This window comes from Zunongwangia sp., from assembly GCF_048269745.1.
GTDB lineage: Bacteria > Bacteroidota > Bacteroidia > Flavobacteriales > Flavobacteriaceae > Zunongwangia.
Map to the genome: position 1 here is coordinate 115,809 of NZ_JBLXIB010000002.1, position 13,162 is coordinate 128,970.

Below are 13,162 nucleotides of genomic sequence, written 5' to 3' on the forward strand. Positions count from 1 at the left end.
AATTATTGCGACAAGATACATTTTTTTTAAAATTATCTTAAAAATAAAAAATCCCGATATTTTATCGGGATTTAATACTTATATAAGTAGTTTTTTAGTCTTGTATTTGGAATACGATAGGTAAGGAATAAACCACCCCTACTGGCTTACCACGTTGTTTACCTGGCTGCATTTTAGGTAATTTATTTACCACTCTAGCCGCCTCTTCTTGTAATCTTGGGTGAGGGGCACGAGATTTAATATCGGTTACTTTTCCGGTTTTATCAATTTTAAACTGAACAATTACACGAGTAACACCAGAAAGACCTAATTCTGAACCTAAATCTGTATCAAATTCTTTTTGTACAAATTTCATTACTTTTTGGCTCATACATTGCTTACGCTCTTCGTTATTTTTTAGATTTTCACAACCAGGATAGATTGGCACATCTTCAATAACAGCGAAAGGTACATCAGCTACCTCTTCTTCAACAGGAGCTTCAACAACTTCCTCTACTTCAACTACATCTTCAAGACTAGTTTCTGTAGATTCTATTTCGTCTTCCTCCACTTCTGCATCGTCTTCAACAACCTCAATTACTTCTGGTGCTGGTGGCGGTGGCGGTGGCGGTGGTGGCGTGTTTTGCATTTCAGTAATAGGCACATCCTCTTCTTCTAGTTGGTCCATTTGTACTTGCCCCGTTTCGATTTGTTTCTTGTCATAAGTTTTCCATTCGATGGCCTGCCAAGTAACAAAAAGAACCAGAATAAGTCCTATTTGAAGAAAAAGGATACTCCTTTTCGATAAATCTGCTTTTGGATTTTTCTTAGGTTCCATAGGTTATTGATTAATAAGGTTCGCTAAATTAAATATTTTTTCTAAAAAATTAAATAAAACTTACTTTTTAACCTTTAATTTTTGCTTAAAGATTAAAAATATAAGAGCCGCTAATAAAACACCGGTTGTATTTGCAATAACATCAAAAAAATCTGGCTGCCTATATGATGTTAATACACCCTGCATAACTTCAATAAATATACCAAAAGCTATGTTAAAAAAAATAATTAATAATAAATTTTTATTTTTTTGTAACCAACCTTCTTTTTGTAACAATATTGAGATGCTCCACGATGCCATTAATACAAAATAAGCTCCGGTATGTAACATTTTATCAGTTATAGTAAATTCTCCTAACTGAAAGCCGGGAGAGATTTTATATAACGAAAAAAATGTTAATACTAACGTATATAAGATAGCCCAGGCTAGGGCTATTTTAGCCACCTATAATTTCTTTATATTCCTCTGCAGATAATAATTCATCTAGCTCAGAAGAATCAGAAAATTTAATTACAACCATCCATCCTTCTTCGTAAGGTGAATTATTTACTTTCTCAGGCTCATCCTCTAGGCTTTCATTAACCTCGATAATCTCTCCTGAAAGTGGTAAATACAAATCAGAAACAGTTTTCACAGCTTCTACAGTACCAAATACATCTTCTTTATCTAAGGTCTCATCAAGAGTTTCAACCTCAACATAAACAATATCTCCTAGTTCTGCTTGAGCAAAATCAGTAATACCAACTGTTGCGGTATCACCATCCACTTTAACCCATTCGTGGTCTCTAGTGTACTTTAAATCTTCTGGAATATTCATAGTCTTATTTTAAATATCAACAAAGTTAAATTTTTAAGTTAATTGTTCAAATAGCATTCTATTAATTTCCAAAATTATATTGCAAACTAAATCCGGTTCGGATTGTAGTTTGCGGAAAGGCTGTTGAAACAGCATATTCCGAAAATGTATGTTCATAATAAAATTTAGCTATTAAATTTCTTGTTATTGCATAATCGGTCACAAAATTTATAGACCAAATATCTTGTCCTGCTATTACTTGGGTATTACTCAGATCTAAATACCTAACTATTGTTTTGTTTCTCCGGTATGATACATCTGCTTTAAAATTGAGATCACTACTCAAAATTCTATTTCGGCCGGATAAACGTGTTGCAATTTTTAAATCTTTTAAACGATATCCCAGACCTACGGTATATTCGTTACCTGATATTTCTGTTAAAATATTATTATCAAAACTAAAGGATAACTGACGATCTTTTTCTACTCTTCCTAAAAACTGAATATTATAATTACTTTCTAAATCTACCTGAATTAACGGTGTAAATAATTCGGAAAGTACAATATTAGAATACAAGGTCGGGTTTTTAAAATTATTGGCCTGATTTACTTCATTAGGATTATTTTCATCGTAATCTAAATTACTTTGAAATTGATTAATGGTATAAGTAGACTGATAACCATGACTTAAAGAAAATCTTCTAAAATTATTTTTAAACCACTTAATACGCATTAATCCCGTATATTTTAAATTCCAATTTGGTAAAGGAATATTACGAAAGGCACCTAATTTGGTATCTTTTGCATCGCTACCGGTATAAGCCGCTAAGAATGCTGGTAATAACACTGCTTGATTACTTTTCCCTAACCCTCTAGGATATCCATCTTCACCAACATCGTCCGGATTTAAGCCTCGCTCTTCAGCTAATCGTTTTGCTACAACTAATCTATTCTCTCTAAATTGCTCAAAGTTTTTAGAAGACTCCTCATCACTTTGGCTAAATGCTGTTTTAAGCATAATTGTTGAAACGCTAAAGTTACCAAATGTATACGGCGTTAGTGGCTTGTATTCTAAAGAAACAGGATCTACTCTAAAGTTCTCTGAATTGGTTTCTGAATATAATTTCTCCCCATTAAAATCTAACGTTAAATCGGGTAATAGTGCTATAGAACCTTGAAAAGAAAATTGTTCATTCTCTACAGTTGTATATTGCTGATTAAAATTTTGATAGGTTGTTAACCATCCTCTTTTAGCAGCTTCATAACGTATATCATCCTGCAAACCAAATGTAAAACCAGCTGAGGGACGTAAAGTACCCATAAAGCCAATGCTTTGGGTATAACCAGGTAAAAATGTTCCTTTATTATTTCTATAATTTAATTGCAAACGTTTTACGGCTGTAACAATATCTATAGCAGTATTAAACACCTTATTTCCTTTAACTTTTTTGGTAGGCTTACTTTTTGTCGCAGACTGTTCTGCCGGACTACCCGGAGGACGTAACGAAGGCATACTTTTGCTTCGCTCTGCAATAGAAGTTTTATTTTCGTTACTTTTCTTTTTTAAACCTACATAATTATAAAGTTTCTGTAAATCGAAATTTGCCGTAATCTGATGCGAATTTGAATTTTGTACCGAATTTCCTATTGCAGGAACATCTTCTAAATTATCATAAACATACGATCCGCGCTGCCACTGAAAATCTCCCGTATACGAATATTTTGCTTTTACAAACTCAAATACCGGTAATTTATTTAATGGGATTTGATAATTTACCTGAAGGGTTTGATAGTGGAAGTTTGGCTCCCCAGTATTAAAAAATCCATCCCAAACATCTATTGTATTATCGGTATTCCCTTGCTGATCGATATAATTTCGAACAATACGATTGTTAGAGGCGCTGAACGAAAAATTTAAAGACTTTGTTAGGTTATAGTTAAGGCCATACTCCCAATCAAATAAAAAATTACGCTGATATAAGGTAGGAATTTCAATATCACTTTCACTTAACTCTATAGAACGAAAAATTTGTGAATTATACTGCCTATTAATTGAAGAACTTACATTGATGTTTGATGGCAATAAATTAATATTAAAATCTCTAAATAATGAATAATAAGCACCACTATCTATAGCCTTTATGTTTTTAAAAGGTTCTACTGTTTTTGGTGAAAAATTAAACTCGTAAGTTGCAGCAAGACCTACATCTTGATCTAAGGATTTTTCTATTTCAAAATCTCTGTAATCTTGTTGCACATAAGTTGCCGAAACCGACAAATTTTCTATATCGTAAGGCTGTGGCTTTTTTTCTCCTACTCGTTCTTTACGAAGCCCAATTAAATTAATACTTTGCCTTTTTGTATACGTTTGTGATTGCTTTTCAACTCGATCTCTCTCTTTAGAATCTACAATACCATCTAATCGCGAATCTAATTCAATATCTAAATATTCCTGATCATACAAGGGCGTAATTAATTCTTCACCTCTACTATAATTTACAGGTATCTTAAGCCCCCATTTCTGCGGAAGTAATTGCCCCATATTAATATTTGTTACTAAATCGTAGCTTTGTACATCTTCTAAACTACGCTGTGTTGGTCCTTGATCTAAAGATCCAAAACCTACGGTACTTTTTGAACCAGTTGCTGAAATAGTTGCAAAATCCGCTAAATTAGTATCCATATTTAATACACCTGCCCAGCCTCCTTCGTTACGCATATCAGCCAAGCGTAGTTCGTCAAACCAAACTTCTCCACAAATATCTTTCATATCTTGCGGATCAGTTCCATTTTTAATACCCAACATAATTAAGCGAACATTTCCAAAACTTGGATTTCCTTTAATTCCTACTCGTATACGCCCAACTTCATATTCATCATCAGCAGCAACAGGCATCATACCTTCATCGAAAAAATTTAAATCCGTAGCTTTAAATGATGGATCTCCTAGCACTGCACTTTTTACATCTTGAAGTAATTTCAGTTTAATATTTAGCTCGTTATTTTCAGGCCAGATTTCTTCTGCTCTTACACTTCCATCAGCGGTGATTGTTAATGGAACTTCTATCTGATAAAAATTGTTTGTAAAATCGGTCCCTATTCGTATAAATGCAACTAAATCTCCATCTTTTGGTTTTTGTTGACCAACAAGACCTTCGCCATGTAAAAACATTTTTAGGCTTTTATACTGACGCATATCTACTTGAAAGTTTTTATAAACTGCTCGAGCATCTTGAGGTTGCAATCCGCAAACTTGCATAGATAACGACTGCTCGTTTTGCCTTACATTAGAGTTATTTTGATAAAGTTGCTCTCGCCTAACCCCAGGAGGCAATACATACGGAATTGGCTCTCTATTTTCATTTTCTTCAATATTAACAGCTGTTACTTCAAAACCAGCATCGTAATCTTGTTGATTAGGGTTATTATCTTCATCCAAAATTCCGTTATATCGACGATAATCTCCTCTAATCATTTCCATAGAAGCAAACCGAAATATTGTAGGATCATTAAAACCGGTAAGGAACATTCTCATAAATCGGATAGACCGAAAATCTGCAATTCCACCAATTGCTTTTGTTGGTTCGTAAATAGGAATTTTAAATTGTAACCAGCGTACAGGAAGCTGTTTCCCATTAGCCATAGTAACATTAAGCTCTTTAACATCTGCTATATAGTCGTTATTTTCGTTATTCATCCCTGAAAAAAACGGAACTTCATATTGATAATAACTATCTATGGTGTTCATGGTATTATCGCGATTTATATCTTCTGTAGTAGGCAAGGTTGTATTTCCCTGCTTACTACTGGAGGTTCCAGGAGAATTTCCGTCGATACCATTATAATTCTTATATCTTTCTAAGATATCTCCATCTTTATCTAAAAAATATTGATAGTTATCGGCAGCGGGGTCATCTAGATTTGCAAAATCTGGAAACCTCTGAGCTTCTTCAGCATCCGACAAACCATCATACCCAATATCTTGATTAAAACGTTCTTGCCCATCAGTATCAAAAGCGTAAACTAGAGATTGATCTGAAGGCACTTTCCCTAAATTTGTTTGTTCTGTATTTAAAGAAGATCCATCAGGAGGTAATCCATTTTCATATTGTTTTTTACCATCCTTAAGTACATCTTCACTTATATTCCCTAAATTGAAAACAACTTTACCATCACCCGTGTTAGTATTATCATAAATAAAAGGATCCATTACCCAAAATTGAATGTATTCTACATTATACTGTTCAAAATTTGTACTATTTATACCTTTCATTATTCCTCCGAAATTAGCTTCGGGCTGTGGCACAACATCTGTTAAAGCTTGTTGATTATAATTATAAGGACCTCTTTCGCTAGGATAGTACGCTAAATCCATTGTATAAATAGCTTGAGATTGTCCTTGAGAGATATCGGTATTTGGAAAAATTTCATTTAGAGCTACTCGCCTTGTAGCATAAGTACTTAAATCTGCATCAGAAATTCCGCTTGGTCTTCTATTGTTATAAAAACTAGGATCTATTGTATACCAAGCTAATTTAGCTCGTTTATCACCTACTTTAATATCTCCATTTGCTAATTCTCCTCCAAAACCAATGGGCACACTAGACAGCTCCCAACTTAATGGCGAACTAATATCTATAGAAGTCTGTGCAGTTTCAAAATCATCTAGATAAGTTGTAGATTCTCCATTAAAATCACTTGCATTTGGAGATCCAGGCAGCAAATAAGCAAACTCACCACGAACCGATACATTAGATTTCACATCTGTATCAATATTAGGTAATTTATTCACCAATCTTGTTAGAAAGGGAACTTCTTGAGAATAGTTAAAATTAAAGCCTAATATCGTATTATTGATAGGCTCGTATCCGTAATTGGATTTTTGAGTTAGTGGCTTTTCTCTTAAATTTAAAAAAGTACCGCTTACCAATAAATTTTGATTGAATTGATGCTCTACATTAATACCGGTAAAGCGTTTTGATTGTTGCCCAAATAACGAATTACTCTCTGTAGTTACCTGAATTGGTGTATCTGAAGCTAATAATGCATCATTAATAACCTTTACTAAACCAAGCTCATAATTAACAACATAATCTACACCTTCTTGCAATATTCTTCCGCCTGAAGTTACCGTTACAGAACCTCTAGGTACATTATATCCAATAGAAATACCATCGATATTTGCCGATTTATAACGTCCTTTTAGCTGAAATTTATTTTTTTCAGCTTGCTCTTGTTCTGCTTGTGTTTTTGTAGTTCGGTATAAAGACCGAAATACATATTTCTTTTGGTTACTATTCCAAGTATTAGGATTATCGTAACGTTCTGAATTGTTATTTGGCGTATTATCTAATTTATTAAATAAATACTCTCCAAATGGTTCTACACTAGTAAAAATAACCAAACCATTTTTAGGATCTATAGTATATCCCGGAACAAAATCGAAAAAACCATCGCCTTCATTTATAGGATCGTTATTAGAGTTTAAATTATCTAAATTAAAAACTCTCAGCAATGATGTTTCTTTAACATCATCTGGAAGAGGAGTTCCATCTTCAGCAGGCTTTATATAATTTAATGGTTGCGGATCGGTATATAGTATATTTAATTTGAAATTATCAGGATCTAAATCATAAGCTCCTAAGTTATAAATATTTTTCATCATTAAATCCCAAATAGGTTCTTGTACATTAGTAACAGAGCTTTTTAGCATTTTTACTACTAAATTTTTACTTACTCTGGCTCCAATATTACCTTGTTGAACTTGACTTTCGTCTCCGGTAGCAGCTACCCCGTCATTAGCAAACTCCCCTACCTGATACACACTTCCGTTTACTGTGTATTGAAATGCAACGGCTAAAACCTCATCGTTACTTAAACGTTGATTTAGTGATATATATCCTAGTTCCGAATTTAAAGTATATTCATTAGCATTTAATTGACGTGCATTCTCTAGTTTTGCATAATCTAAGCCTTCAGAAACGCGCACTGTTCCAAAACCATTCTCAACCGTAGAAATATCTCTAATTGCTGAAGTTAAAACAGATGGCACACTACCTTCAATACCCAATGGATTAAACTTGTTACTCCCATTATCTGGATAAGATCCTGATGGCTGCGTTAAAAATCCTGCCGGGATTTGGCTTAAACCTATATTTTTTGTTGTTGCTTCTCCTAAATCCTGAATAGCAATTACATTACGAGTATCGGTCAAATTCTGAACATTATTAGTTCGATTAGTTACCCAAACTTGAATACGTTTAATTTGTATGGCAGAATTTACAAATGGATAGTTAGCAACAAATTTTGTGTAATTATCTCTAAAATAATGAGCTAAAAAAAAGTGTCGATTTTCATCGTAACCTAATGAAAAAGTCTCAAAATCCTGAACTGCTGCACCACCTTCTACATTTACGGTTCGTTGCTCCGATTTTTGTTCCGAAAAAACGCCTGTTATTCTAGTTTTCCCAAATTGCAATTCGGTTTTAAAACCAAATAAACTTTGAGCCCCTTGTATAAGGCTATTGTTTAAAGGCATACTAATATTTCCTACTTCAATATTCTGGATAATATCATCTTCGGTAGGTGTATATTCTAATTTTAATTGATTTTGAAAATCGAATGTAGATTCTGTATCGTAATTAGCCGTTATTCCTAAGCGTTTCCCTACTCGACCTAATAACGATAACTGAATACGTTGATCAAAATCGAATGTTAAGTTAGAACGATTTGTGGGAGAATAAGCCGGATTATCTTGTTCAGTATATAACAAGCCTAAATCTAACCCAACAGATCCTTGGGGTATAATATCTATATTAGTCCCCCCAAAAATACTTTCAAAAAACCTTGAATTTACGTAAAAATTAGGCAGTAAATCTTGCTGTGCTTCTTCCACATTATCTGTCCGACCAGATACCGCTAAATTTTTCTGTTTAAAATAGTCTCGTATATCTTTAGAAAGAATTAAATTTTGATATTCTTTAGTGGAAAGTACTAATGGTAACCCTATATTAGTTTCGCCTAAACTTTTTTTATAAAAATAAAGATCTAAAACAGGGTCGTATTCATATTTTGTTGAAATACCCGATGCATCCGGCAAAATAATTTCACCTTCTTTATAAGTTTCAGTGGTATCTTGTTCAGTCTCTTCTTCCTGCGCCACCCCATTAAAAGAAATTAAAAACAACAGTATAAAAACAAGAATCTTTGCTGTTGCAGATAACCTCAAACACCTATTCTTCAATTCTCTACAATTTTTTTAAGGCCAATTTAATCAATATCTCTACAGTAGGGTCTTCTGTGTCTTTAAGAATTTTATCTAAAACTTTACCAGACTGTTTCCTTGCATAACCAAGCGTTTCTAAAGCTGCTAAGGTTTCTTCTTTCACCGTATTATCTTGGGTAATTGAAGAAACATCATCAATATCAAAAATCTTAATTATCTTATCCTTTAGGTCTAAAATTACACGCTGTGCTGTTTTAGCACCAATTCCTTTTATACTCTGAATTGTTTGTACATCTGAAGTTGCTATAGCATCTCTAATTTGAATAGGGTCCAGAGATGACAACATAGTTCTAGCTATACTCGCCCCTATACCATTTACGGAAATAAGCAGCCTAAATATTTCGCGTTCCGATTTTTCTTTAAAGCCAAAAAGTGTTTGCGCATCTTCCCGAACTTGCAAATGTGTATAAACAAAAACCGCTTCTTCATCTTTTATTTGTGAAAAAGTATGTAAAGAAATATGAACAAAATATCCTACTCCATTACATTCTACTACAATAAAAGTAGGCTTTTTCTCTACTAGTTTACCTTTTAAGTGATGAATCATTGGTAACAAAAAGTTAAAGTCCAAATGTACTAAAATAAACTAAGGAGGAAAACATTCGCTCCCCTCCTTAGTCTTCAAAAATGTTAAATAATTTATTCTTCTTTTTTTTCTTGCTGTTGTGCATCTACAACAGCTACTGCCGTCATATTCACCATTTCTTCAACACTTGCGCCTAGTTGTAATACGTGTACTGGTTTTCGCATTCCTACCATAATAGGCCCTATAGAACCTGTGTCATTTAATTCTTTAACTAATTTATAAGCACTATTAGCTGAATCTAAATTTGGATAAATTAATGTATTCACCTTTTCACCTGCTAATTTTGAAAAAGGGAACTTTTTGGTTAGCATCTCTTTATTCAAAGCAAAATCACTTTGCAATTCACCATCTACTAACAAATCTGGGTGATTTTCATGCAAATAAGCTACAGCCTCTTTCACTTTTTTTGCTTGAGGATGATTAGAAGATCCGAAATTAGCATATGATAACATAGCCATTACAGGTTTCAACCCAAATAGTTTAACCACTCGTGCTGTTAATAAAGAAATTTTAGCCAAATCGGTAGCAGAAGGGTCGATGTTAATAGAAGTATCTCCAATAAACAATGGACCTCTACTAGAATTCATCACATTTACAGCTGCTACTTTACTTACTCCTTTTGCAGTCCCTATAAGCTGAAGCATTGGTTTTACTACCGAAGGATAGGCTCTAGAATACCCAGACACTAATGCATCTGCATCTCCTTCGTTCACCATCATCGCAGCAAAATAATTACGTTCTCTCATTAATCGCTCTGCATCGTAAAGAGTAATACCTTTTCGTTTTCGAGATTGCCAATAAGCCTTCGCATATTTTCCTAATTTGTCTTCCTCATCATCAGATTTTGGATCTATAATTTCAACATCTCCTGTAAACCCAATTTCCTGCATCAATTCCTGTATAATTGTTTTATTTCCTAAAAGAATAGGAATAGCTATACCTTCTTCAAAAACAATTTGTGCTGTTTTCAAAACATCTAATTGATCGGCTTCTGTATAGACAACACGTTTTGGGTTATTTTTAGCTCGCTCTATTAATAAGCGAACTATTTTATTATCGTTACCCATTCGCTCTAGCAATGCATCTTCGTAAGCATCCCAATCGGTAATACCTTCCCTAGCAACTCCACTATCCATAGCAGCTTTAGCAACAGCAGGCGGAACTTTAGAAATTAACCGAGGATCAAAAGGTTTGGGTATAATATATTCTGGACCGAAATTAAGTTTAGTTTCTTCGTAAACTACATTTACTTGTTCAGGTACCGGTTCTTTAGCTAGTTCGGCTAATGCTTTTACCGCTGCCATTTTCATCTCCTCATTTATTTTGGTAGCTCTTACATCCAGAGCTCCTCTAAAAATAAATGGAAATCCTAATACATTGTTTACCTGATTAGGATGGTCACTCCGGCCAGTTGCCATAATTACATCGTCTCTTGTTTTCATTGCCAAATCGTATTCCATCTCCGGATCTGGATTTGCCATTGCAAAAACAATAGGCCGATCAGCCATAGATTTTAGCATTTTTGGAGTTAAAATATTAGCTATTGATAGTCCTATAAAAACATCTGCATTTTCAAGTGCATCTTCTAAAGTATCTAAATCTCTACTTGTAGCAAACTCTAGTTTTTGTTCTGTAAGATTAGTACGATCTTTTCTAATAACTCCCTTACTATCGCACATTACTATATTTTCAGATTTTACTCCAAAAGCTTTATAAAGTTTTGTACACGAAACTGCTGCTGCTCCCGCCCCACTCACTACAATTTTTACGTCTTCCATTTTTTTATCAGACAGTTCAACTGCATTTAATAATGCCGCTGCCGAAATAATCGCTGTACCGTGCTGATCATCGTGCATTACCGGAATATCGAGCTCTTCTTTTAAGCGTTTCTCAATTTCAAAGGCTTCAGGGGCTTTTATATCTTCCAAGTTAATACCTCCAAAGGTCGGTGCTATATTTTTTACGGTATCGATAAATTTATCAACATCCTTGGTATCTACCTCTATATCGAAAACATCAATATCAGCAAAGATTTTAAAAAGCAAGCCCTTCCCTTCCATTACAGGTTTAGAAGCTTCCGGACCGATATCTCCAAGACCTAAAACTGCTGTACCATTACTAATTACACCTACTAAATTTCCTTTAGCTGTATACTTATATGCATTCTCTTTATCCTTTTCTATTTCAAGACAAGGTACCGCTACTCCTGGAGAGTAGGCTAAAGACAAATCTCGTTGTGACGAATATTTTTTAGTAGGAACTACCGCAATTTTACCCGGAGTAGGCTCGGAATGATAGGCTAAAGCCTCCTGCCGCTTATTTTCTTTACTCATTATTGTATAGGTTTCTCAATTAAAATTAGTGCAACTAGTTGAAAAGGTAACTGAATTTTTTCCCTTTTCATACGATTATAAAGCTATAAAAGATAAATATACTTATTATGTGAGTATTTGTGAATAAAATAAACTTATAATACCATCTATTTTTAGTATTTCTGAATAGGATTACTAAACGGCTTCTTCTTTAAGTTTGAACACGCTAAAATTAATTTCAAACATACAGATGAAGAAAGACAAAGTCTACATTTTCACTTTCTTGAGCTTAACGACTATAACTTTTGTGATGAGTTATTTCAGTATTTATTATTTAATCGAATATACTTCTGAAAATTTTTTAAAAAATCAGGTTGAGGCAAGTAAACGGGAAGCTCAAGAAATATCTTCTCTATTAAAATTTCAGTTAGAGAATGGTATTGAGCATGATATTGTTATTCAAAATCTGCAAAAAACCATCGAGCGTAGCAATTCACAGTCAGGCTATATCTGTATGATTGATTGGTCTGGTAAAGAAATCTGTCATCCTGACCCGCACAAAATTGGAGAAAAGATTTATACTGAAAAATCACTAATTCAACCTATAAATAAAGAGCCCAAAATTTATGAGCTTTACAGCCTTCTTACCAAAGATCAAAATGTGTTAGAAAATGATTATTCTGAAATTATCTACCTATACCCCATTAAAGGCACTGATTGGATTATTGCGGCTCATGCCAACCTCGATAAATTAAAAGCACAAATTGGTAATTTGAAGTTGAATTTTACCATAATTTGTAGTATTTCGGGTAATCTCATTGTCACTATATCGCTATTTATGGTACGTCTAATTAATGGAAGTTATGAGAAAAAAATTGAGAAAGAAAACAAAGGACTTTCTAAAAAACTTTTAAGCCTATCTGAACTTAATCAAAATTTAATTTTGCAACAGCAAAAACAAAAAGAGATTGAGAAAAAGAGTAAAGACAGTAAACCCGCCTCTAGAAAGCGAATTCTAACCTATATAAAAGACCAGATTGTTTCGATTGATCCTAAAGAAATTGCTTTTATTTATATGGAAAATACCATTACTTACATTTGCTGTAACAATGGGAAAGTATATAACAGCAACAATAGTTTAGAAGAAATCTATTCCGACTTAAGCAGCCAACACTTCTTTAGAGCAAACCGAAGATTTATATTGAATATTAACGCGATTGATAAAATATATAAATACGGAAACAACCAACTAAAAATAGAAATGCAGCCCAAATCTCCTGTTGATATACTCATTAGCAAACATAAAGCTTCGCTATTTAAAAAATGGCTTAGAGGAGAACCAATAGCATAGACAACTTTATTATAA

7 protein-coding genes are annotated in these 13,162 nt (G+C 33.5%); 1 reads left to right on the forward strand and 6 read right to left on the reverse strand.

From position 1 onward, the window contains the following. Positions 1 to 94: 94 nt before the first annotated feature. The 6 genes from ACN0WI_RS03310 to ACN0WI_RS03335 form a co-directional block, all read right to left on the reverse strand. The gene (locus ACN0WI_RS03310; RefSeq protein WP_417885197.1) at positions 95 to 817 is read right to left on the reverse strand and encodes an energy transducer TonB; all 723 of its coding nucleotides are present in this window, start codon (positions 815 to 817) and stop codon (positions 95 to 97) included. Positions 818 to 877: 60 nt separating this feature from the next. Next, positions 878 to 1,261: a VanZ family protein gene (locus ACN0WI_RS03315; protein WP_417885198.1), complete on the reverse strand. Its 384-nt coding sequence runs from the start codon at positions 1,259 to 1,261 to the stop codon at positions 878 to 880. Beyond that, on the reverse strand, positions 1,254 to 1,634 hold the full coding sequence (gene gcvH, locus ACN0WI_RS03320) for a glycine cleavage system protein GcvH (protein WP_417885199.1): 381 nt from the start codon (positions 1,632 to 1,634) through the stop codon (positions 1,254 to 1,256). Before gcvH ends, ACN0WI_RS03315 begins: the two co-directional genes overlap by 8 nt. Before the next feature lie 61 nt (positions 1,635 to 1,695). After that, positions 1,696 to 8,841, reverse strand: coding sequence for a cell surface protein SprA (gene sprA, locus ACN0WI_RS03325; protein WP_417885200.1), 7,146 nt, complete (start codon positions 8,839 to 8,841; stop codon positions 1,696 to 1,698). 19 nt (positions 8,842 to 8,860) lie between these two features. Further along, the gene (ruvA, locus tag ACN0WI_RS03330) at positions 8,861 to 9,445 is read right to left on the reverse strand and encodes a Holliday junction branch migration protein RuvA (RefSeq protein ID WP_417885201.1); all 585 of its coding nucleotides are present in this window, start codon (positions 9,443 to 9,445) and stop codon (positions 8,861 to 8,863) included. A 92-nt stretch (positions 9,446 to 9,537) separates the two neighbouring features. Continuing rightward, entirely contained in the window at positions 9,538 to 11,817 is a 2,280-nt protein-coding gene (locus tag ACN0WI_RS03335; RefSeq protein ID WP_417885202.1) for an NADP-dependent malic enzyme, read from the reverse strand. A gap of 229 nt (positions 11,818 to 12,046) precedes the next feature. Here ACN0WI_RS03335 and ACN0WI_RS03340 point away from each other — a divergent pair, with 229 nt between their 5' ends. Further along, the gene (locus ACN0WI_RS03340; RefSeq protein WP_417885203.1) at positions 12,047 to 13,147 is read left to right on the forward strand and encodes a LytR/AlgR family response regulator transcription factor; all 1,101 of its coding nucleotides are present in this window, start codon (positions 12,047 to 12,049) and stop codon (positions 13,145 to 13,147) included. Positions 13,148 to 13,162 lie beyond the last annotated feature (15 nt).

Excerpts from the sequence above, each read along its gene's own strand:
- ACN0WI_RS03310 (WP_417885197.1), bottom strand. The coding sequence starts at position 817 with ATGGAACCTAAGAAAAATCCAAAAGCAGATTTATCGAAAAGGAGTATC.
- gcvH (WP_417885199.1), bottom strand. The coding sequence starts at position 1,634 with ATGAATATTCCAGAAGATTTAAAGTACACTAGAGACCACGAATGGGTT.
- ruvA (WP_417885201.1), bottom strand. The coding sequence starts at position 9,445 with ATGATTCATCACTTAAAAGGTAAACTAGTAGAGAAAAAGCCTACTTTT.
- ACN0WI_RS03335 (WP_417885202.1), bottom strand. The coding sequence starts at position 11,817 with ATGAGTAAAGAAAATAAGCGGCAGGAGGCTTTAGCCTATCATTCCGAG.
- ACN0WI_RS03340 (WP_417885203.1), top strand. The coding sequence starts at position 12,047 with ATGAAGAAAGACAAAGTCTACATTTTCACTTTCTTGAGCTTAACGACT.